The sequence below is a fragment of the Bacteroides sp. OM08-11 genome (assembly GCF_003438665.1).
GTDB lineage: Bacteria > Bacteroidota > Bacteroidia > Bacteroidales > Bacteroidaceae > Bacteroides > Bacteroides cutis.
This window is the reverse complement of record NZ_QSTJ01000001.1, coordinates 695,011-718,983: the sequence shown is the minus strand read 5'-3', so window position 1 is coordinate 718,983 and position 23,973 is coordinate 695,011. Positions and strand designations below refer to the sequence as shown.

The window sequence follows — 23,973 nt, the reverse complement described above, 5'->3', positions numbered from 1 at the left end:
GATAGAAATGTTCATTGTTATCGGACTCATGTTCACTGGTGGACTGTTGGGCTATGCTTTACGGCAAAGGGCTCGTTTCAAAAAGATGCATCAAACCATTACAATACTCATTTGGTTGTTACTCTTCATCCTCGGAGTAGAGGTGGGAGGTAACAAGGAAATCATCAACGGACTCCATACTATCGGTTTGGAAGCAATCGTACTCACATTGGGCGGAACTTTGGGAAGTGTCATTGCCGCCTGGGCTTTATGGAAAGTATTGTATAAAAAGAAAGGGGAATGTGTATGAAGGGGAGTCTCATCATAGTTACATTCTTCATATTAGGAACAATTTTTGGCATTTACGATCTGGTACCTTTCGACATCGTAAACTCTAAAATCGGGTTCTACGCACTTTGCGCATTGATGTTCTGTGTAGGAATAAGTGTGGGTAACAACCCACAAACTTTAAAGAATTTCCGTATGCTCAATCCACGGTTGATCTTTCTGCCCGTCATGACTATATTAGGCACATTGGCGGGTTCAGCAGTCATCAGCCTGTTATTACCTCATCGTTCTGTGACAGATTGCCTGGCAATCGGTTCCGGTTTCGGATATTATTCACTGTCCAGTATTTTCATTACTGAATATAAAGGTGCCGAACTGGGAACAATCGCCCTACTGGCAAACATCAGTCGTGAAATCCTGACTTTATTGGCTGCCCCCCTACTGGTACGCTGGTTTGGTAATCTCGCTCCCATCTCGGCAGGCGGTGCTACCACAATGGACACCACTTTACCTATTATTACGCAAACTGCCGGACAACAATTTGTCGTAGTATCCATTTTTCATGGTTTCGTAATAGATTTCAGCGTGCCTTTTTTAGTCACATTGTTTTGTTCGTTGTAACTGTGTATAGTAAAAAACACAGATTGGCGCTAATTAGCGCAAAGATTAATCTACATAAAAATCTGCGCTAATTTGCGTCAATCCACATTTCCTTTTTAGAATAAGCTCCAGGCAACAGTCAATCCCGCCATTACAATGGCAACCATACTCATCAGCTTAATGAGAATATTCAAACTCGGACCAGAAGTGTCTTTAAACGGATCGCCTACCGTATCGCCTACTACCGTTGCCTTATGAACTTCGCTACCCTTTCCACCGAAATTACCTTCTTCTACATACTTCTTCGCATTATCCCATGCACCGCCAGCATTTGCCATAAAGATGGCAAGTACAAAACCGCTACTTAAACCGCCAATCAACAATCCCAATACGCCGGGAACGCCAAAAACCAGACCTGTAATGATCGGAGCTACAATTGCAATTAGGGACGGAAGTACCATTTCTCGTTGCGCTCCTTTCGTGGAAATGGCGACGCAACGCTCATAATCGGGTTCCGCCTGTCCGGTAAGGATACCTTTGATTTCACGGAACTGGCGACGTACTTCATCTACCATATGGGCAGCAGCACGACCTACTGCATTCATTGTCAATCCACAGAACAAGAAAGCCATCATACTGCCAAGAAACATTCCGGAAAGAACTTTAGGGTTCATTAAAGTTACATCATAGTGGTGCATGAAGTCAAAGAAAGTGGCATCCTGCACAGAAATAGTTTCACCGCCTACAAAGAGGTCAGTAGTGCCCAAACGGGTAAGCCCGATACGGATTTCTTCAATATAGGAAGCAAGTAAAGCAAGACCAGTCAGTGCAGCCGAGCCGATGGCAAACCCCTTACCGGTAGCAGCTGTAGTATTTCCCAAAGAATCGAGGGCATCGGTACGTTTGCGTACTTCCTCACCCAAAGCAGACATTTCGGCGTTGCCACCGGCATTGTCGGCAATAGGCCCATAAGCATCCGTAGCAAGCGTAATACCCAAAGTAGAAAGCATACCCACAGCGGCAATACCAATACCGTAAAGCCCCAGACCTACATTAGAGAAATCGAAACCGGAAGCAAAAAGATAGGAAGCTATGATACCCACTACTACGGCAATCACCGGAATTGCAGTAGAAAGCATACCCAGGCCAATACCGGAAATAATAACGGTAGCCGGTCCGGTCTTTCCGCTTTCACTCAGTTTCCGCGTAGGACGATAGGACTGAGAAGTATAGTATTCGGTAGAACGACCTATAATGATACCCACGATCAATCCTACTACTACGGAACAGGATATCCACATCCAATTATCCAGTCTCAACAGCCAAAGAATAAAGAAAGTAGCGGCAACAATCAAAACCGAACTCAGATTGGTTCCGAATGCAAGTGAACCTAGTAAGTCTTTCATTGTCGCATTTTCCTTGGTACGAACAGAAAATATACCGATGATAGAAAGAATAATTCCAACTGCCGCAATCAGCATCGGCGCAATAACAGCCTTGAATTGCATCATGGTATCTCCCGAATGAATAAAAGCGGCAGCCCCCAAAGCAGCCGTAGCCAGAATAGAGCCGCAATAGCTTTCGTACAAGTCAGCTCCCATACCGGCAACATCACCTACATTATCTCCTACATTATCAGCAATAGTTGCAGGATTTCGCGGATCATCTTCGGGAATACCTGCTTCTACCTTACCTACAAGATCAGCGCCGACATCTGCAGCTTTGGTATAGATACCTCCACCCACACGGGCAAACAGTGCTTGTGTACTGGCTCCCATTCCAAAAGTCAGCATGGTAGTAGTTATGATACAGAGTTTATGAGTAGGTGTCATCACGTCTACGGGAATTACCGCATTCAGTAACAGATACCAAAAAGAAATATCAAGTAATCCCAGACCTACAACTACCAATCCCATCACTGCACCACTACGGAAAGCGATACGCAAACCGGCATTCAGTGAGTTACGTGCAGCATTCGCCGTACGCGCCGATGCGTATGTTGCCGTCTTCATACCCAAAAAACCGGCAAGTCCGGAAAAGAAGCCACCCGTCAAGAAAGCGATAGGTACCCAGGAGTTCTGAACTCCAAAACCATAGGCCATGACAGAGAAAAGAATTACCAATCCCAGAAATACCCAGCCCACAATCTTATATTGTTGCTTGAGGTAAGACATAGCACCCTTGCGCACCGCAGCAGCAATTTTAATCATTTGAGGAGTCCCCTCACTCTCTTTCATCATTTGACGGTGGAAATACCAGGCAAAACAGAGTGCCAAAACAGAAGCGGCTGGAACCAGCCAGAAAAGCATTTGGTCCATAGCATTTTCTTATTAAAGGTTGAATGAAAATTTAAAAATATTGATTTGAAATGAAATAAGCAAATGATTGGCAGATTTTTATATCGAAAGAAATGAAGATGTATCTTTCTTAAATAAAATGGGGGGTACTGATTAAACTATTCCGGCTATCAATCATCATATATAGAACACTTAATGATAAAACACACAAACTTATGAAAAGATATGCCTGGTTTCTTCTCATTTTCTTCATTTACTCCGGTACAGTATTTGCCCAGAATAATGAAGAGGTCGACTCCGTCTCCTTACGTTTTTTGGAACAATTAAGCCTCTTCCCGCAAGAAAAAATTTATGTACATACCGACAAACCGAACTATATGGTAGGAGATACTATCTGGCTTCGTGCACATCTTGTAGATGCAGCGACACATATTCCTTCTCCCGTCAGCCGTTATGTATACGTGGAACTGGCAAACAGTTCGGACTCGGTTTTCAGTCGGATCAAAATAAGAGTGAATGACTCCATTTATCGGGGATATATACCACTGGACTATCTGATACCCCAAGGTTACTATACCCTGAGAGCTTATACCGGATTTATGAAAAACTTACCTGAAGACTACCTGTTCAAGAGTACACTTTCCATCATAAACCCGGTATCAGGATCTCGGGAAAGCGAAGAACCAGAAAAGGGAAAGAAGAAAGGAAAAGAGAAAGAAAAAGAGGAAAAGTTGCCACAGGAAGCAGAGCCATTTGATGTCAAGTTCTTCCCTGAGGGAGGATACCTACCAGCAGGCATTCCATGGCGCGTAGCGTTCAAGGCCATCGGAAAGGATGGATGGCATGAAGAGATACATGGTGCGATTAAAGACAAAGATAATGGAGAAGTGGTAGCTACTTTACCTGCTACTTATTTGGGGATGGGGTTTGTTACTTTCGTACCGGAAGCAGGAAGACAATATGTGGCGGAGTGTACTAATTCACAAAACCGTTTTCTAGAATTTGAGTTACCGCAGGTAACGCCGCAAGCACAGGTTATTACTACTACTTGGCGTAAAAACATGTTGATGATAGCCTTGTCACAGCCTGTCACCACTCCGCTCCGTTTAGTAGCGCAAAGCAGAGGAATTGTTTTTTATTCCGAGTTGTGGCAACCGAAACAGAAGATATTGACATTCAACGCCCGAGAACTACCCGCAGGAGTAATCCAGATATTGCTGCTCGATGAAAAAGGCCATCCCCTCAGCGAAAGATTAGTATTCAACAAATATTTTGAGGAGATATCAATGAACTTCACTACAGACAAGCCATCTTACGGAATTCGGGAAGCGGTAAAAGCAGAAGTCACTTTGACAGACAGTGAAGGAAAACCATTGGAAGGAGACTTTTCTGTATCGGTCACGGACGATACATCCGTCAATACCCATAATTGTTCTTCCATTCTCTCCTACCTGTTACTGGCTTCAGAGTTAAAAGGGACCATTGAGTTTCCTGAAGCCTATTTCGACGTTTCCCGCAAAGAAGCCGACCGGGAATTGGATGTATTGATGATGACACAAGGATGGAGAAGATACAATATCCCCAATCTCCTCAAAGGACAGTACGAGCGCCCGTCCATATTCTTGGAAAGATGCCAGGAGATTTCGGGCAAAGTACTCAATGAATTCAATTCAAAGCCACGAGCTAACGCTCCAATATCAATATTAGCCTTAGAACATCTTTTTTCTGACGAAACGATATCGGACTCTACCGGAGTTTTCCGGTTTACCCACTTTGAATTTCCGGATAGTACCAATTTCATCGTCAAAGGAGTGAATAAAAGAGGAGGTGCCTACAATGTAATGTTGGAGCTGGACCAGGAAAAGTTCTACCCTTTCGGCAAGCAATTGTCCATAGAGGATTTATACAATAAAAGATCTGTCATTGAAGAATATGATATAGACACACTGGACAATAGTGGCATTCAAACAATCCGCCTGGACGAAGTAGTCATTAAAGCCAAGCCGAAAGAAAAGCAAGGTAAATCTATGTATCATTCCATCAACGGTTCGGTCTATGACACGGAAAAATTGATGTACCCTCGTCCCAATACGATGGCAGATATGTTGTCGCGCCTGCCGGGTATCTTGGCAAGGGGTAATTCAATCACCTTACGAGGTAACACACCATTGATATTGGTGGACGATGTAGAAATGGAATATGAACTAGTCATGGATATGCAACCCGACGATATAGCTGAAATAGAACTGATGAAAGATGCATCTGCTGCCATATTCGGTTCAAGGGGAGCAGGTGGAGCAATTCTGATCACCACCAAAACGGGAGATGGGAACTTTAAAATACCCAGAAAGCTCAACGTCACTTCTATCCGGCCGTTGGGATATCAGATCCCTGTAGAGTTTTATTCTCCTAAATATTCCCCTACACAAGGTTCTTTGCCCACCAACCAAGATAACCGGAAAACACTCTACTGGAGTCCGTGTATCAAGCTTTCGGATACGGGAAAAGGGCAATTTGAATTCTGCACAGCCGATAAACGTACAAGTTACACGGTCATCATGCAGGGAGTCACTCATGATGGGAAAATCATATTCAAGAAAGAACAGATTAATAAAAATTGAGGATGTGTCAAAACAGTAAACGAATTTTTGTTTTGACACACCCTCAGAAGAGTTCAAAAAACTTGTTCTTATTCTATCGTCACTGCCGTACCACAGGCAGTAACCATCAGCATACTACCGCTACTGCCCACAGTCTCGTAATCAAGGTCGACACCAATCACGGCATTGGCACCCAGAAGACGGGCCTGTTCTTGCATTTCACGCAATGCCGTATCTTTAGCTTCACGCAACACTTCCTCGTATGAGCCACTACGTCCACCCACCACATCGCGGATACTGGCAAAGAAATCACGGAATACATTGGCACCGATAATTGTTTCACCGGATACGATACCATAATAACGGGTGATACGGCCACCCTCAATCACAGAAGTTGTTGTTACTAACATAATTCTATTTCTTTAAGTTATTACCAACTATTGGACGCATCTATACATCACAAAGTCACATCAGGAAGTTAAAACATTTTGCTGACCCGTTCAATACCTGCCACCAAAACGTCTATTTCTTCCTTGGTATTATACAAACCGAATGAGGCACGTACCGTCCCTTCTATGCCGAGACGTTGCATCAACGGTTGCGCACAATGATGTCCTGTGCGGACGGCGATACCGAGGCGGTCGAGCAAAGTTCCCATATCAAAATGATGGATGTCACCCACCAAAAAAGAAATAACGCTTCCTTTCCCTTTTGCTTCGCCAAAGATACGCATACCGGGAATTTCACCCAAACGGGCCATACCGTACTTAGTAAGCTCGTGCTCATGGGCGGCAATATTCTCCATACCGATGGCTGAAACATAGTCCAAAGCTTTGGCAAGCCCTGTGGTACCGATATAATCGGGCGTTCCCGCTTCAAACTTAAATGGCAGTTCGTTGAAAGTAGTACGCTCAAAAGAGACATGTTGTATCATTTCGCCGCCACCTTGATAAGGGGGGATTTTGTCAAGCCATTCTTCTTTACCATAGAGCACACCTATACCGGTAGGACCGTATACCTTATGTCCGGAAAAAACATAAAAATCCGCATCCAAATCCTGTACGTCTACCGGCATGTGAGGAATGGACTGGGCACCGTCTACAAGTACTGGTACTCCCTGTTCGTGGGCAAACTGAATCATCTCCTTTACAGGATTTACTGTACCCAACACATTGGAGACATGGGCTACGCTGATAATCTTCGTACGTTCCGAAAACAATCGCTTATATTCGTCTATCAGAAGTTCGCCCCTGTCGTTCATCGGAATAACCTTAATGGCAATACCTCTTTTGGCAGCCAACAATTGCCAGGGAACGATATTACTGTGATGTTCCATAACGGAGAGGATCACTTCGTCACCTTCCTGCATAAACTCTTCACCAAAACAGGATACAAGCAGATTGATACTCTCCGTCGTTCCACGGGTGAAGATAATTTCGTTCGTACTGGCGGCATTGATAAACTTCCGCACTGTTTCACGGGAAGCTTCATGCAATTCCGTAGCCTGCTGCGAAAGAAAATGTACACCACGATGCACGTTGGCGTTGACCGAATAATATTCATCTGTAATGGAATCTACTACACAACGGGGTTTCTGGGTAGTGGCCCCATTATCCAGATAAACCAAAGGCTTGCCATATACCTCACGGGAAAGTATCGGGAAATCAGCTCTTATCTTTTGAAGATTATACATATACTATATATTTTATTCAATGCCTCAACTTCTTATTTACAGATCGTACATCCCTGGCACTTATTAAGCTCACCACGAAAACGCTTTTCAACCAACAGATGCAAACGATCTTTCAAAGCATCCAAACGAATAGTATCGATTACTTCGTTGACAAAGGCAAACATCAATAGCAAACGGGCTTCACGTGCGGAAATACCACGCTGCTGCATATAGAACAGAGCATTTTCATTGAGTTGTCCCACTGTAGCACCATGGCTACATTTCACATCATCGGCATAAATCTCTAGTTGTGGCTGTGTATACATATGCGCCTCACGTGTGGCGCAGAGGTTACGATTAGTTTGTTGAGAATTGGTATGTTGCGCATCGGGACGTACCAATACTAATCCTGCGAAAGCACCGACCGACTGGTCATCCAGAACATATTTAAAAAGTTCATTACTGGTACAGTTGGGGACAGCATGGTCGATCGTCGTATTATTATCGACATGTTGATTTTTATCTTCAACAGCCATACCACAAAGGTTTAGTTCGGCACCTTCACCGGCAAGCAGGACTTCTGTTGTATTACGGGTAGTACCGTTATACAACGTCATTCCGTTCAACAAAACATTACTGTTGGCTTCTTGCTTGACGTACAAATTACTGATACGCACCGTACTGGTGTGTGTTTCCTCGAGCTCATAGAAGTCAAAGGTAGCATTCTCGCCTACAAACACCTCTATCACCTGTGTAGCCAGAAAGTTTACCGCATCCATAGCATGGTCACACGCCAGAAAACGGGCTTGCGCTCCCTCTTCCAACACAATCAGTACCCGCCGGTTTACCATAAAATTAACGTCACCACGCAGGATATTCACCAACTGGATTGTCTTCTCTACTACTACATTTTTAGGTACATACAGCAACACACCATCCTGTACAAAAGCAGTATTGAATGCCGTTATCCCATCCTTGGAAGTGTCTGCCAACTTACCATAATATTTCTTCACCAACTCCGGATATTGTTCCGCTATCTCTTTCAGACTGCCGAAGATAACACCTTCCGGCAGATGCGATTTCGGCAGTGCTTTGCCATAGAAAGCATCGTTCACCACGAAATAAAGAGCGGTACTCATATTAGGCACATCGCACTTAAAGACTTCGTAAGGATTTACAGGAATTTCCAACCGGTTCAAGTTCAACCCATAATCCGGTTCAAAGAACTTGCCGACATCAGTATATTTGTATTTCTCCTGCTTACGTGTAGGGAAACCAAGCCGCTCAAAATCGGCAAATGCAGCTACACGGGGAGCATTCAGTGCCTCGGCGCTATGGCGGCATATCATTGCTTCCGTCTGGGAGAAAAGGTCTATGTATTGTTGTTCTGGTTTCATAATATTTTTCTTTTTTAGGCACGGATTATGCTCTCACAAATAAATCCGCGCCTAACTTTAATATCTCACAAATATCATTCTCCCGTTTCTTTCTTTATCCAATCAAAGCCACGAGCTTCAATCTCCTTCGCCAGTTCAGGACCACCCGTCTTTACGATACGACCGCCAAGTAATACATGAACAGTATCGGGTTTCAGATAATCCAACAGACGTTGATAGTGGGTGATGACCATTGCACTGGTTTGAAGGGTCTTTAGTTTATTGAAGCCATCAGCTACAATACGCAAAGCATCTACGTCAAGACCAGAGTCTGTTTCATCCAGAATGGCAAAACTGGGTTCGAGCATAGCCATCTGGAAGATTTCATTACGTTTTTTCTCACCACCGCTAAAACCTTCGTTCACACTACGGTTGGCAAGTTTATTATCCAATTCCACGATGGCACGTTTTTCACGCATCAGCTTCAGGAACTCGCTGGCAGACAAAGCGGGAAGATGGCGATACTTACGTTGCTCATTCACTGCAGCACGCATAAAATTCACCATTGAAACACCCGGAATTTCCACCGGTGCCTGGAATGAAAGGAAAATTCCCTCGTGGGCACGGTCCTCGGGACTCATGGCAAGCAAGTCCTTGCCATTAAAAGTAACCGTACCACGCGTCACTTCGTATGCAGGATGTCCCACCAAGACATTACTTAATGTACTCTTTCCGGCACCATTCTGTCCCATCAATGCATGTACCTCGCCATCGCGAATAGTCAGATCGATACCTTTTAATATTTCTTTACCATTGATACTGGCATGCAAGTCTTTTATCTCTAACATCTTTCTATTTACTATTTGACTATTAACAATTCACTATTTAATACTACTTCTCATATTACTATCCGCCGACCTTTTACCTATCTACTATTTATCTGTGACTGCGCTACTAAATAGTAGATAGCAAATTGTCAAATAGTAAATCACCCCACGCTTCCTTCCAGCGAAATAGCCAGCAGTTTCTGCGCCTCAACGGCAAACTCCATCGGAAGTTTGTTCAACACTTCCTTTGCATAACCATTGACAATCAAACCTACAGCATCTTCCGTAGAAATGCCACGCTGATTACAATAGAATATCTGGTCTTCACTAATCTTACTGGTAGTAGCTTCATGTTCCACAATAGCTGTTTCGTTACGAATATCCATATAGGGGAAAGTATGTGCACCACACTTATCACCCAACAACAAGGAGTCACACTGGCTATAATTACGGGCATTATCCGCTTTCTGGGCTACACGTACCAAACCGCGATATGAGTTTTCACTTCTTCCTGCCGAAATACCTTTACTTACAATGGTACTACGGGTATTCTTACCAAGATGTATCATCTTCGTACCAGTATCAGCCTGCTGATAATTGTTGGTTACCGCTACACTATAGAACTCTGCCGTCGAATTGTCACCGGTAAGGATACAAGACGGATATTTCCAAGTGATAGCAGAACCGGTTTCCACCTGTGTCCAAGAGAGTTTACTGTCCACACCTTTGCAATGACCGCGTTTCGTCACAAAGTTATAAACGCCTCCCTTCCCCTCGGCATCACCCGGATACCAATTCTGAACGGTACTGTACTTCACTTCGGCACGATCATGTACCACAATCTCTACAATAGCGGCATGTAACTGGTTTTCATCACGCATCGGAGCCGTACATCCCTCCAGATAAGAAACGTACGAATCATCATCCGCTACAATCAACGTTCTTTCAAACTGTCCCGTATTACGGGCATTGATACGGAAATAAGTGGACAACTCCATCGGACAACGTACCCCCTTCGGGATATAAACAAAAGAGCCATCAGAGAATACGGCCGAGTTCAGTGCAGCAAAGAAATTATCACGATAACCTACCACCGAACCGAGATATTTCTGTATCAGATCAGGATGTTCACGTACAGCTTCGCTGAATGAACAGAAAATAATTCCCTTCTCCATCAATGTCTCCTTGAAAGTTGTCTTCACCGACACAGAGTCCATAACCGCATCCACAGCCATACCGCTCAACGCCATCTGTTCTTCCAAAGGAATACCCAGCTTATTGAAAGTTTTCACCAACTCCGGATCCACCTCATCCATACTCTTCGGTCCGTCTTTCTTCTTCGTTGGGTCAGCATAATAGGATATCGCCTGATAATCAATCTCAGGAATACGAAGATGTGCCCATGTAGGCATTTCCAGCGTCAGCCAATGACGATACGCTTTCAGGCGGAACTCCAGCAACCATTCCGGTTCATTCTTCTTCTCAGAAATAAGCCGTATCACATCTTCATTCAGCCCACGCTCAATGATATCAGTGTGTACATCGGTGGTAAAGCCGTACTTGTACTTCTCCTGAGTAAGTTCCTTTACATATTTATTGGGTTCTTCTTGTTGCATTATTTTTATAATTACAAATTATACGAGTTACGAATTCAATCCACATTTCCATTTACAATCTGTTCCGTAACAGCCTTCGCCGCAGGAAAGAATATCCCGGCAAATGATTTCATAGGATAATATAACACTGACTCCTTCTTTTTTGTTTCACTAATCATCTTGTTGTCGGAGTCAACAAACTCAATGACACCTATCAGCAGACTTACTAACAAAAGGTATTTCAACGTTCCGAGTCCTGCCCCCAACATACGGTTCAACCAACCCAGAGAGATTGCCTCCATTGCTTTCGTCAACAGTGCAGCTACTAACGCAAACGTAAGCGGCACAGCTATCCAAATAGCGATAAATGCCAGTATCTGTGCCAGTGTCATAGAATCCGTGATCTTAGAAAACACCTTCTCAGCAACAGATGCATACAATGCCTTTGCTGCCAACAAGCCGACAATCAGCCCCAACAAGGAAGCCAACTGCTTAACAAAGCCTTTCATAAAGCCAAACACTGCCCCTACACCGATTGCAACAAATATGATGAGATCTATGATTGCCATAATGATTAATGCGCTAATGTACAAATATGCCAATGTGCCAATTGCCCTGCGGCATCTTTTGTATGCGCAGCCAATTGGCACATTGGCACATTGACACATTAATTAATTATAATGTTTGTTTCACTTCCACTTCTTCGTAAGACTCGATGATATCGCCTACCTTGATGTCGTTGCAGTTTGTCAAGCTGATACCACACTCAAAATTGGTACCCACTTCCTTGACGTCATCTTTGAAACGTTTCAAAGCATTGATATTACCGGTAAAGATTACAATACCGTCGCGAATCAAACGGGCCTTGTCGCTGCGTTTTACCTTTCCAGTCTTCACCATGGCACCCGCCACAAGACCAACTTTAGTAATATTGAATACCTCACGCACTTCGATAGTAGCTGTTACCTGTTCCTTCAAAGTCGGTGCCAACATACCTTCCATAGCAGCCTTCACCTCTTCTATAGCATCATAGATAACGGAGTACTTGCGAATATCCACACCTTCCTGTTCCGCCAACTTGGCAGCAGCACCCGAAGGACGAACCTGGAAACCTACGATAATCGCATCCGAAGCGGCAGCCAAAGATACATCCGATTCAGAAATAGCTCCCACACCCTTGTGAATAACATTCACCTGTACCTGCTCGGTGGACAACTTAATCAACGAGTCGCTCAACGCTTCCACAGAACCGTCTACGTCACCCTTCACGATGATGTTCAATTCATGGAAATCACCCAATGCCAGGCGGCGGCCTACTTCGTCAAGCGTCAACATCTTCTGCGTACGCAAACCTTGTTCACGTTGCAACTGCTCGCGCTTATTGGCAATTTCACGAGCTTCCTGTTCGGTCTCGATAACGTGGAACGTATCACCGGCAGCCGGAGCACCGTTCAAGCCCAAGATCAAAGCCGGTTCTGAAGGACCCGCCTCTTTCATGCGCTGATTACGTTCGTTGAACATGGCCTTTACCTTACCGTAACTGGTACCTGCCAGTACAATATCACCCATCTTCAATGTACCGTTGGACACCAATACCGTAGCTACATAACCACGACCCTTGTCCAAAGAAGACTCGATGACGGAACCGGTTGCACGACGATTAGGATTTGCCTTCAAATCCAACATTTCAGCTTCCAGCAATACTTTCTCCATCAAGTCGCCTACGCCAATACCTTTCTTGGCAGAAATATCCTGAGACTGGTACTTGCCACCCCATTCCTCAACGAGGAAATTCATGGCAGCCAATTCTTCTTTAATCTTATCCGGATTAGCAGTCGGTTTATCAATCTTATTGATGGCAAACACAATAGGAACACCGGCAGCCATAGCATGGTTGATAGCTTCCTTGGTTTGCGGCATCACATTGTCATCAGCAGCTACAATGATGATAGCAATATCCGTTGCTTTCGCGCCACGGGCACGCATAGCAGTAAACGCCTCATGCCCCGGAGTATCGAGGAACGTAATCTTACGTCCGTCTTCCAAAGTCACGTGATAAGCACCGATGTGCTGCGTGATACCACCGGCCTCACCGGCAATCACATTCGCCTTACGGATATAATCAAGCAAAGAAGTCTTACCGTGGTCTACGTGACCCATCACCGTTACAATCGGAGCACGATGTTGCAAATCTTCTTCAGCATCCTCTTCTTCAACGATAGCCTGGGCAACTTCCGCACTCACATATTCCGTCTTGAAACCGAACTCTTCAGCTACCAGATTGATAGTTTCAGCATCCAGACGCTGATTGATAGAGACCATCATACCGATGCTCATACAAGTCGCGATTACCTGCGTAACGGAGATATCCATCATACTTGCCAATTCGTTGGCAGTCACAAATTCCGTAAGTTTCAATACCTTACTTTCTGCCATCTCCTGGTCTTCCAACTCCTGCATGCGGCTTGAAGCCAGATCACGCTTGTCCTTACGATACTTGGCACCTTTGTTCTTACCCTTGGAAGTGAGACGTGCAAGGGTTTCTTTTACCTGCTTTGCTACATCTTCCTCACTTACCTCCTGCTTGATGACGGGTTTCTTAAAGCGATCTTTATTTCTGTTATTGTTCTTACCGCCACCTTGCTGGCTATTATTACCACCACCTTGTTGGTTACCGCCATTGCTATTTTTCGGACGGTCGTTACCACCACGCTGGAAGTTTGAAACATTGTTGATATCCACCTTCTCTTTATTGATACGTACACGTTTCTTCTTGGCGTTAGGGTCATTGCCTTCCTTGGTGTCTTTCGACTTACTGTCATCGCGACGAATTTCTTTAATAATAGCTTCCTTCATCAGTTTCTTCTGATCCTGACGCTGTTTTTCCTTCTCTTCGCGTTCTTTCCGTTTCTCTTCTTTCGATTTTTTCTTGGGACGTGTAGACTGGTTCAGTGCAGCGAGATCTATTTGTCCGATGACATTGATCTTCGAAACAAACTCAGGCTGATGTATCTTGAATATTTCATCACCTTCTTTCACTTCTTTTTCTGTTTCTACCTGGGCTTTTACGGTTTCTGCCGGAGCAGACCCTTTCTCTTCCGCCTCTTCCTCTTTCTCAGCAAATACAGGAACGACCGGTTCTTCCTTAATAACCGGTTCTGCCGATACAGGCACGGGAGTCGGTTCCGGCTGAGGTTCAGATACAGGTGCAGACATTGCTTCAGCCTGCAAAACAGGCTCAGGTTGTTGAACAGGTTCCGGTTTCAGAGCCTCAACAACTACCGGTGCAGGTTCTTCCACCTTCTTTTCTTCTACCACCACTTTTTCCGGTTCAGTATCTTTCTCCTTCTCTACAGAAGGCTTGCGATTTAGCTTATCCAAATCAATCTTGCCGACAGGCTTAAACTTCGGACGTACATCCTCGGGAATAACCACCTTCACAACCTCCTCGGTTTTCGGTTTCTCCTGTGTTTCCTTATAACCGTCAATAGACACGGACGCTTTATTACGATCCTTACTCTGACGTTCTTGAATAAAGCGCTCTGTCTTCAACTTCAAGTCTTTATCCGTACTGAACTCCTTCACAAGTAGTTCATACTGTTCATCGGTAATTTTCGTATTGGGGTTTGCCTCTACAACAAAGCCCTTCTTCTGCAAGAACTCGACTACCGTCGTGATTCCCACATTCAAATCTCTCGTAATTTTATTTAACCTTATCGACATACTTTAATTTTAATGAATAATAGAGAAAGAAGCGGAAAAGAATGTTTAATGATTAATGTTGGCCATTAATCATTAGCTTCGTTCTCTTCTTCAAACTCCGATTTCAAAATGCGTAATACTTCGTCCACCGTCTCTTCTTCCAGGTCCGTTTTCTCAATCAACATCTCACGGGGAGCATTTAACACAGCCTTAGCAGTATCGATACCGATAGCTTTGATCGCGTCGATTACCCAACCGTCTATTTCATCACGGAATTCATCGAGGTAGATATCTTCGTCTTCTACCGCTTGATCCAATTCACGGAACACATCAATGGTGTACTCAGTCAACATACTGGCAAGTTTGATATTCAAACCTCCTTTACCGATAGCCAACGATACCTCTTCCGGTTTCAGGAAAACTTCAGCCTTGTGTTCTTCTTCGTTGAGACGAATAGAAGATATCTTGGCCGGACTGAGGGCGCGCTGTATAAACAACTGGATATTCGACGTGTAATTGATAACGTCTATATTCTCGTTGCGAAGCTCGCGGACAATACCATGAATACGGCTACCCTTTACACCGACACAGGCGCCTACCGGATCGATACGGTCATCGTAAGACTCTACGGCAATCTTGGCACGTTCACCGGGGATACGGGCAATTTTCTTGATGGTAATCAATCCGTCATTGATTTCGGGTACTTCCATTTCGAACAGCCGCTGCAAGAACACGGGTGACGTACGGCTCAGAATAATCTTCGGATTATTGTTCTTGTTATCCACGCGAGCCACTACGGCACGGGCAGTCTCCCCTTTACGGTAGAAATCACTCGGAATCTGTTCGGTCTTGGGCAACAATAGTTCATTACCTTCGTCATCAAGCAGCAGCATTTCCTTTTTCCAAATCTGGTAAACTTCCGCATTGATGATAGTACCCACCTTATCAATATACTTATTATAAATACTATCTTTCTCCAGTTCCAAAATCTTAGAAGCCAACGTCTGGCGCAAGTTTAAAATGGCGCGACGACCAAAGTTTGCGAAGATTACCTCATCCGTCACTTCTTCACCAACTTCATACGAAGCGTCAATCTTCTGTGCTTCAGACAATGCAATCTGCAAATTCGGGTTTTCCAAATCCGCATCCTCTACTACTTCACGGTTACGCCATATCTCGAAATCACCCTTGTCCGGGTTCACGATGACGTCGTAATTCTCATCGGTGCCAAACATCTTCGCAATCACACTACGGAATGACTCTTCGAGCACACTCACCATAGTGGTTCTATCGATATTCTTCAGTTCTTTAAATTCCGAAAAGGTATCTATCAGGCTGATAGTTTCTTCTTTCTTGGCCATAGTCTTATTTAAAACTGATTAAGTATTTAGTATATTTTATATTTTCATAAGTAAATTCCAGATCCTCGTCCACCAATTTAGGACGCTTGGCACCTTCTTCTTTCACTTTTTTCTGAATAGTAACCACAAAGCGTCGCTCATCGGCTTCTTTCAGCACTCCTGCAAGTTTACGTCCGTCTTTCGTCAGCACTTCCACTTCCTTACCCACATGATTAATGTATTGTTGCAAGACCTTGAACGGCTGTCCAATACCGGCAGACCCCACTTCCAGTTCATAATCTTCATCCTCACGACTCAACTTGGACTCGACGAAGCGGCTCAGTTCCACGCAATCCTCAATCCAAACGCCGTCTTTGTGATCTATTTCAACCACGATTTTGTCATCCGGGCTGATTGCCACCTCCACCAGGAAGTAGTCTTTACCTTCCAGCCACTCGTCTACAATTTGACAAACTGTTTTCTTTTCTATCATAGAATAACTATTAAGAACAAAAAAGAGGAGCTTAATCGCCCCTCCTCCTTCATCCGTTTCCGTTTGCAAAGATATAAATAATCTGTTCGACTACAAAATATTAGAAGAAAAACTTACTGAAAAAGGGTATTCCCTACAAGTTTCAAAGCTTTTTGTTCTTTCTGAGATGATCTTCAGGGACTTTAATAAAGAGTTTCATTTTAAGTATCCCCAATTTCGGTCTCTACGATACTAAGGCTTATTTCTCCATATCTTAAGACTCAACAGAATATTTCCTAAGACTTAGCACCTATTACACCCGGATGTTTTACCCTATTACATCCGGATGTTTTAAGGTATAACATCCGGGTGTTTTCCCCTAAAAGATGGGGATGTTTTGACCCTTCAACAAATAACTCAAAGCAGATAGATATAAGCTCCAAATACGACAAGTATTCTACTTAAACATTTGGGGAATATAGTTCCCATATTACAAAAAATCTTGTTTAAACAAAAAGAGCCATTATCTGAAAGCTTTTTCAACCTTTACTATCTTTCATCCTAAAGTTTTTCATACATTTGCAAGCATCACCTATCCCAATATAATGAAAAACTTCCTATATACCTATATAATATGTATTACAACTGTACTATACACCAACTGTAACGGTAACAACAATAACAGTGAAACTTTAAAACAAGCCGTTTCAATCTTGCAAAGCCATCCCGACAGCGCCTTGAAGATGGATTTATACGCTACTGGTCCAACGGAAAGAATTACACCCATACATATAACAGCTTCTTTTATAACCTGCAAATGATGCTTAATTATAAAAAGTTTGCCCTGTTGGGACAGTTCACCAAGAACAAGCATACGTTATTTGGCGAAACGATTACCAAGGGCGAAAACATAACGGCTATCCTCGTGAATTATACCCACAAACGTTTTCAGTTGGACGCCGGTATGATGTTCCCGTTTACCAACAATTACAAAACCGGCAAAGAACGGGTGAACAAGGTTGCTCCCTACTCTTCCTGGACATATAGCAAGGAGACAGGGCAGATGGCAATCATCAAATTAAGCTATGACTTCGAGTTCGGCAAAAAGTATAATGCAGCCAAGAGACGCACAAACAATGGCGACCGAGAGTCGGGTATATTGAATGTGGACAAATAGATTATTTGATGAATGATTGAAAAAAGAGGATGTACCCAAATACTATTAAGAAATCTGGTACACCCTCTTCTACATGCAAGAGGTTCGGAAAACTTTTATTTATTCGGAGTCGCCCACTTCTTGGTATCAATACAAACCACATTCAAGGTCTGGTCGCCCGTCTGGATACGGAAATCACCTTGCTCCAATATCCATTTGCCGTCATAACCCACGAAGGCAAGGTCGGAACCTTTCACTTTCAGGGTAACAGTCTTCGTTTCACCGGGCTTTAGTTCCACCTTCTCGAAAGCACGCAAGCGGCGGGTATCGGGAGTGAGGGAAGCCACAAGGTCACTACTGAACAACAGAACGCTCTCTTTGCCTACACGGTTGCCGATGTTCTTCACATCGACGGTGAAAGTCAGCACATCATCGGCAGTAAAGTCCGGTTTATCGACTTTGAAGTTGCTGTATGCAAAAGTGGTATAGCTCAAGCCATAGCCGAAAGCCCATTGTACGGAAACCTGCGCGTCGTAGTTGTAAGCGCCTTCCATCTGCTTGCCGATATGTTCGCAAGGTTTGTAGTCATAGGTAATCAAAGAGTTAATTTCTTTGGGATAGGTGTAAGGCATCTTACCACTGAAATTAGTATCGCCTGCCATGAGGTTTGCCAAAGCGTCGCCACCATAGTTACCGGGGAGCATAATGTTGACAACGGCTTTTGCCAACGGCTCGATATCGGCTATCAGGCGGGGACGGCCTTCATTCAAAATCAAAATGACGGGCTTGCCGGTTTTGGCAAGGGCTTTCACTAAATCGAGTTGGTTTTGAGAAAGAAAGAGGTTTGTCAGATTACCCGGAGTTTCACAGTAGGAGTTCTCACCAATGCAAGCTACAATATAATCGGCATGGGCTGCGGCAGCTACTGCTTTCTCTATTTGAGGAACATTTTCTTCCTGCCAATTGCCTTTATCATTGTAAGTGACACCGGGTTCATAAATGATAGCACCGGTACCGAATTTGTTGGTAAAGGCTTCAAGAATGGTGTTGTAAGCCTCAGCGCATGCTTCCGCTTTACTGCCTTGCCAGGTATAAGACCAACCGCCGTTCAAGCAGCGCATGGAGTTAGCGTTCGGCCCTGTCAACAAGATTTTCTTGCCTTTTGCCAAGGGTAAGATACCATCTGTGTTTTTCAGCAACACCAAAGACTCTTCGGCAGCACGAAGGGCGGCAGCGGCATGTTCCTTACCTCCGAACAAAGGATAGTCTTTCCAATCATAATAGGGTTTATCAAACAAGTTCAGTCGATACTTCAGGCGCAATACACGACGAACGGCATCGTCAATGCGGCTCATAGGCACTTCACCCTCCTGTACCAGTTCCTTCAACAGTGTACAGAACTTCCAGTCATACGGGTCCATAGACATATCTATACCCGCATTGATGGCGAGTTTGATGGCTTCTTTCTTATCTTTGGCAATATGGTCGCGTTTCCAAAGATTATCTATATCTGCCCAGTCCGTCACAATCATACCATCCCAGTTGAGGTCTTCCTTCAACCATTGAGTCAATAGCTCATAATTGGCATGGAAAGGCAGTCCGTTGTTCATCGCGGAGTTTACCATGACAGAGAGCGCACCGTTTCTCACCATTTCAAGATAGGGAGCAAAATGCTTCTCGCGCATATCCTGCTCGGTGATGGAAGAAGGGGTACGGTCTTTACCGGAAACGGGAACACCATAACCCATATAGTGCTTCATGCAAGCGGCTACATTATTCACTCCGATGTGATTGGGATCATCACCCTGAAAACCGAGAACGGCCTCGCGTCCCATTTCGGCATTGACATAGCAATCTTCACCATAATTTTCCCACATGCGGGGCCAGCGGGGATCACGTCCAAGGTCGGTTACCGGAGCATACGTCCAAGGGATGCTTCCCGCTTTGGTTTCATATGCGGAGATTTCAGCACCACGACGGGTCAGTTCACGATTGAACGTAGCTCCCATGTTGATACCTTGCGGAAAGAACGTACCGTCCAACGTATAGGTAGTACCGTGAATTTGGTCTACACCGTAAACACATGGAATACCGATTTCTTTCATGGATTTTTCTTGAATACGTTTGATGATTTCCTGCCATTTTTCAATACTTTGAGCTATCCCATTAGGAACATTGAGAATGGAACCGACTTTATATTTTCCGATTACACTGTCGAGCATTGCCTCACTCAACTGAAAACCTTTGGCAGGATCGGCTTTCCGGTCTTGCAGCAAGTCAATGGTGAGTTCACACATCTGACCGACTTTCTCGTCAAGCGTCATCTTCTTCAGTAAGGTTTCAATCTTTCTTTCTATTTTCTCGTCTCTTGGAATAGCAGGGGTAATTGCAGTCTGTGCCGTAACAACCGATACCAACCCAAACAGGGTTAATGATAGGATAATTTTTTTATTCATGATTTTATTTTGGGGTTATTTAAATAATAAAGGTACAAATTCTGTCAGGTATATACGCCAGTTCTTCCAGATATGGCCATCATCTGTTTCATAATAAGTATATTTATATCCCTTCTCATCCAGCAGTTTACGATAATCTTCATTCGCTTTATATAGAAAATCCTTGTTCCCGATTCCTATCCAATAAAGTGCCGGTTTCTTGGAAAACTGGACTTTCAATTTTCCTTCAAGGTCATCATAAATAGGGGATTTGACCTCTTTATCCGGCAGAATGGCAGCTGAAAAGAGACCTATATAATTGAACATATCAGGGAACTGTTTGGAAATATGCAAAGAATGAAAACCACCCATTGATAATCCTGCAATGGCTCGACCAGGTTTACTTTTTATAGTACGATAGTTCTTATCGACAAACTTCACAACATCTGGAAATGCCATTTCAAAAGAACCTTCCATTGTTTTAGGTAGCTGCATGGTAGGAGAAACCCATCCTAAAGAAGATTCACCGGGAGCCGCCTCTTGAGATGCATTTCCATTAGTCATCACTACAATCATCGGCTTTGCTTTACCTTGGGCAATAAGATTATCCAGTATTTGCGCCGTACGTCCAAGAGCTATCCACGCTTCCTCGTCACCACCCATACCATGGAGTAAATAAAATACGGGGTAAGACTTATTACTGGTTTCATAACCCGCTGGAGTATAAACGGTAAGCCGACGATTCATCCCCAAAGTAGGACTATCATACCATACACGGGAAACGGTTCCGTGAGGTACTTTATTTACTTTGTATAAATCAGCACGCCCGCCATCAATCATAAACACATTGGTTACGGTAGCTACATCGCGTATCATATAAACATTACCCGGATCCATCATCTTTAAATCGTCTACAATGAACGAGTAACTATAAAGTTCGGGTTTCAGGGGTTCGGAAGTAGTATATTCCCATATACCGTCTTTCCCTTCTTTCAATTCGACTACACCCGATCTGTCAAATTCTCCGTATGGCGTCTTGATTTTCTGTGTTGGCAGGAAGTCTCCTGTTACTTGCACTTTCACTGCTTTTGGAGCTTTCAGACGGAAAGTAACGGTGTTGTTGTCATGAATTTCCGGTGAAACGACCGGAGTACCTCCCCAAAGCGCCTGTTGTGCAAAAGTAAAAATACACATCAATAAAGCTACAGCAAAACTTGATATTCTTTTCATAATACGATGTTTTAAGGCAAAAATATCTATATCTATTTTAAATACAAAGAAAACAAGATTTTAAATACAAGTATTTGTTGAAAAGTTTGTCAGCCAGTTCAAATATAATTGTTAAATTTGCAGGGTTCTTTAAATTTTTAACCATCATGACACACCGTCTAAATACCAACAAACAGTTTATGATAGGTAATGGTATTCTTGCCTTTGCCATTATCTTTGTAGTCGTAATCTTTGTATACATGAGTATGAGACTACAGCAGAAAAAGGACGGAGAGCGTTATTTTACCGAAACCTACACCATCATGCTAAACAAGGGATTTGCGGGAGATTCAGTGTCTATACTGATTAATGATAGCCTACTGATAAACAAAAAGATTACAGAGGAGCCTTTTTCTTTTGAGGTGAAGCGTTTTGCAGAACAAAGTGCCCTGATGATAGTAAACAATGACACCGAGAAACTCTCACTATTTGAACTGAGCGAAAGAGGAGGTGACTATCGGTTTGAAAAAGAAGGCGAAGAAGTGAAATTGTTGGCACAATAATACCTGCGTTTTATTTAATTACCGGATCGTTTTAAAATTCCGTACGATATTGCTTCAATTCATTGCGCAACGCCAACGCTTTACCATCTGTAAACCGGTCTAATAAAACCCAGAAACGTTCACCATGATTCATTTCACGGGTATGCGCCAATTCGTGAAGTAACACATAATCTATCAGATGCTGAGGTAACAATACCAAATAATAGGAAAGATTGATGTTTCCCCGTGCAGAGCAACTCCCCCATCGTCCACTGCTGGAATTTATTTTTACACTTTTATAAGTAAGTCCATGCTGAAGTGAAAGAGCATAAAGTCGAGGAGGAAGAAGTATTTTAGCATTACGCCGCAAAGCCTCTTCTATCACTTTACGTAACCATTCTTGTAATTTATGATCGGAAAAATCGGCATCAGGTGGACAGATGATCTGCATTTCTCCCAATTCCGAACGAGACAGAAACCTTTCCCGCCGTCCACTGACAAGACTCAGTTTAAAGAATTCCGTATCGATACGATAATTCAAATCAATCAAAGGACGGATATATTTTTGACGTGCCGACCTTAAACGAGGTCGTAATTGTTCTATTGCATTCTTAATTTCAGACAAAACAGTACCTGGAGGGACAGTTACATGGATGGCATCTTCACGGGTACGAAAAGTCAGACGCCGTGCACGCATGTTAACCCTAACAAGTAGCTTTCCCAATTCGTCATCATCTAAAATATGCTCTGTCATCATCTGCTTATCCTTATTAAACAGACAAAAGAACAAAGAATTACCCTAAAAAACGAAAGTTTTCAAAAAAAAGGCACTATACCATGCAACTTTTTAGGAGCATGTTACGTCTAATGATTAAACGATTAACTCAAATAAGATGAATATGAGAACACTAACAGTAATTATTGCACTAACAGTTTTGGCATTCAGCACCATAGCTTGTTCACAAAAATCTAATTACAATACTTCCGGTTTTTTCAATGGGAAAACCGTTAAAGCCAGTAAGAATTATGTTACTAAAGACATTAGAGTAGATAATTTCACTAAAATAAATCTTGCCGGAAGTCCCGATGTCATATACACTCAAAAAAACGGTAAACCTCAGGTAAAGATCTATACCTCGGATAATATCATAAATCTACTGGATGTGAATGTAAAAAACGGTGTACTCAATATCGGTTTTAAGAAAGGAACGAGTGTCTCCTATAATAAACTTGAAATACGTATTTCTTCAGAAACACTAAATGGAGTTTCTATTGCAGGCTCAGGAGATATCGCCCTGACAAATGGTTTAAAAACTGATTTTTTTAAAATGGCCATTGCAGGTTCGGGAGATATAAAAGCAAATAACATTTCCTGTACAAATAATCTTGAAATTTCTGTAGCAGGGTCAGGAGACATTCTTTGTAGTGATATCGCTTGTACTAATCTTAAAGCGTCTGTGGCAGGTTCGGGAGATATAAAATTGAAAAATATTGTTGCAATTAATACTCAGGCATCTGTGGCAGGTTCGGGTACAGCCGAATTAACCGGTACCACTCAAGAAGCGACCTACAGTGTAGCAGGTTCAGGTGACTTGTATGCATCCGATTTTCAAGCAAAACGTGCTTCTGCCAACGTGACGGGATCAGGTGATATCAAATGTCATGTAACCGATTTCCTGAAAGTACGTACTAGTGGTAGTGGAAGTGTAGGCTATAAAGGTAATCCTGAGCTAGATTATCCAAAGAAAGGACTGTATAAACTCTAATGTAAGTTGCATAATCTATAAGATTGATGGCAAACCGAAACAAAATTCTCTCTTTAAAAGCAAATCTATAAATTTTCTAACGTAATTATGAAAGGCTTCCGCGAGGAAGCCTTTTGT

General features: G+C 43.2%; 19 protein-coding genes. 6 read left to right on the top strand and 13 right to left on the bottom strand.

All coding sequences use genetic code 11. The features are described from left to right. Positions 1–7 precede the first annotated feature (7 nt). Positions 8–289 (top strand): LysO family transporter, encoded by a 282-nt coding sequence (locus DXC10_RS02725; RefSeq protein ID WP_101542438.1) that lies wholly within the window; start codon positions 8–10, stop codon positions 287–289. Next, a complete protein-coding gene (locus tag DXC10_RS02720; protein ID WP_101542437.1) occupies positions 286–888 on the top strand; it encodes a lysine exporter LysO family protein in 603 nt (200 codons plus the stop codon). The genes DXC10_RS02725 and DXC10_RS02720 overlap by 4 nt, the downstream gene beginning before the upstream one ends. A 95-nt stretch (positions 889–983) precedes the next feature. Here DXC10_RS02720 and DXC10_RS02715 read toward each other — a convergent pair whose 3' ends face one another. Further along, on the bottom strand, positions 984–3,185 hold the full coding sequence (locus tag DXC10_RS02715) for a sodium-translocating pyrophosphatase (protein WP_101542198.1): 2,202 nt from the start codon (positions 3,183–3,185) through the stop codon (positions 984–986). Between the two features lie 194 nt (positions 3,186–3,379). Here DXC10_RS02715 and DXC10_RS02710 point away from each other — a divergent pair, with 194 nt between their 5' ends. Continuing rightward, a complete protein-coding gene (locus DXC10_RS02710) occupies positions 3,380–5,785 on the top strand; it encodes a TonB-dependent receptor plug domain-containing protein (protein WP_101542197.1) in 2,406 nt (801 codons plus the stop codon). A 68-nt stretch (positions 5,786–5,853) separates the two neighbouring features. Here DXC10_RS02710 and DXC10_RS02705 read toward each other — a convergent pair whose 3' ends face one another. The 9 genes from DXC10_RS02705 to rimP all read right to left on the bottom strand — a co-directional run bounded on the left by DXC10_RS02705 (position 5,854) and on the right by rimP (position 16,769). Beyond that, positions 5,854–6,174 carry a heavy metal-binding domain-containing protein gene (locus tag DXC10_RS02705; protein WP_101542196.1) on the bottom strand — a complete coding sequence of 107 codons (321 nt, stop codon included), beginning with the start codon at positions 6,172–6,174 and terminating at the stop codon, positions 5,854–5,856. 68 nt (positions 6,175–6,242) lie between these two features. Next, the gene (locus DXC10_RS02700) at positions 6,243–7,457 is read right to left on the bottom strand and encodes a cysteine desulfurase (protein ID WP_117737291.1); all 1,215 of its coding nucleotides are present in this window, start codon (positions 7,455–7,457) and stop codon (positions 6,243–6,245) included. A gap of 32 nt (positions 7,458–7,489) precedes the next feature. Further along, positions 7,490–8,833 (bottom strand): Fe-S cluster assembly protein SufD, encoded by a 1,344-nt coding sequence (gene sufD, locus DXC10_RS02695; protein WP_101542194.1) that lies wholly within the window; start codon positions 8,831–8,833, stop codon positions 7,490–7,492. Positions 8,834–8,907: 74 nt separating this feature from the next. Continuing rightward, the gene (sufC, locus tag DXC10_RS02690) at positions 8,908–9,660 is read right to left on the bottom strand and encodes a Fe-S cluster assembly ATPase SufC (RefSeq protein ID WP_101542193.1); all 753 of its coding nucleotides are present in this window, start codon (positions 9,658–9,660) and stop codon (positions 8,908–8,910) included. Positions 9,661–9,800: 140 nt separating this feature from the next. Further along, the gene (gene sufB / locus DXC10_RS02685) at positions 9,801–11,255 is read right to left on the bottom strand and encodes a Fe-S cluster assembly protein SufB (protein WP_101542192.1); all 1,455 of its coding nucleotides are present in this window, start codon (positions 11,253–11,255) and stop codon (positions 9,801–9,803) included. A gap of 35 nt (positions 11,256–11,290) precedes the next feature. Continuing rightward, positions 11,291–11,803, bottom strand: coding sequence for a CvpA family protein (locus tag DXC10_RS02680; RefSeq protein WP_101542191.1), 513 nt, complete (start codon positions 11,801–11,803; stop codon positions 11,291–11,293). A gap of 106 nt (positions 11,804–11,909) precedes the next feature. Next, on the bottom strand, positions 11,910–14,957 hold the full coding sequence (gene infB, locus DXC10_RS02675; RefSeq protein WP_101542190.1) for a translation initiation factor IF-2: 3,048 nt from the start codon (positions 14,955–14,957) through the stop codon (positions 11,910–11,912). 65 nt (positions 14,958–15,022) lie between these two features. Beyond that, on the bottom strand, positions 15,023–16,297 hold the full coding sequence (nusA, locus tag DXC10_RS02670; RefSeq protein ID WP_101542189.1) for a transcription termination factor NusA: 1,275 nt from the start codon (positions 16,295–16,297) through the stop codon (positions 15,023–15,025). A gap of 4 nt (positions 16,298–16,301) precedes the next feature. Further along, the gene (rimP, locus tag DXC10_RS02665) at positions 16,302–16,769 is read right to left on the bottom strand and encodes a ribosome assembly cofactor RimP (protein ID WP_101542436.1); all 468 of its coding nucleotides are present in this window, start codon (positions 16,767–16,769) and stop codon (positions 16,302–16,304) included. A gap of 796 nt (positions 16,770–17,565) precedes the next feature. On the opposite strand from rimP, the gene DXC10_RS02655 reads away from it, so the two are divergent. Then, entirely contained in the window at positions 17,566–17,925 is a 360-nt protein-coding gene (locus tag DXC10_RS02655; protein ID WP_233519851.1) for a hypothetical protein, read from the top strand. 95 nt (positions 17,926–18,020) lie between these two features. Here the strand turns inward: DXC10_RS02655 and DXC10_RS02650 are convergent, their stop codons facing one another. Both DXC10_RS02650 and DXC10_RS02645 read right to left on the bottom strand, forming a co-directional pair. Beyond that, the gene (locus tag DXC10_RS02650) at positions 18,021–20,360 is read right to left on the bottom strand and encodes a glycoside hydrolase family 3 N-terminal domain-containing protein (RefSeq protein WP_101542188.1); all 2,340 of its coding nucleotides are present in this window, start codon (positions 20,358–20,360) and stop codon (positions 18,021–18,023) included. 15 nt (positions 20,361–20,375) lie between these two features. Further along, complete coding sequence (locus DXC10_RS02645) at positions 20,376–21,569, bottom strand: esterase (RefSeq protein WP_101542187.1); 1,194 nt, start codon at positions 21,567–21,569, stop codon at positions 20,376–20,378. Positions 21,570–21,715: 146 nt separating this feature from the next. Between DXC10_RS02645 and DXC10_RS02640 the strand changes: the two genes are divergently transcribed. Next, positions 21,716–22,111 (top strand): hypothetical protein, encoded by a 396-nt coding sequence (locus DXC10_RS02640; protein WP_101542186.1) that lies wholly within the window; start codon positions 21,716–21,718, stop codon positions 22,109–22,111. 31 nt (positions 22,112–22,142) lie between these two features. Here DXC10_RS02640 and DXC10_RS02635 read toward each other — a convergent pair whose 3' ends face one another. Beyond that, a complete protein-coding gene (locus tag DXC10_RS02635) occupies positions 22,143–22,847 on the bottom strand; it encodes a SprT family zinc-dependent metalloprotease (protein WP_101542185.1) in 705 nt (234 codons plus the stop codon). Between the two features lie 142 nt (positions 22,848–22,989). On the opposite strand from DXC10_RS02635, the gene DXC10_RS02630 reads away from it, so the two are divergent. Then, positions 22,990–23,856, top strand: coding sequence for a head GIN domain-containing protein (locus DXC10_RS02630; protein WP_101542435.1), 867 nt, complete (start codon positions 22,990–22,992; stop codon positions 23,854–23,856). Positions 23,857–23,973 lie beyond the last annotated feature (117 nt).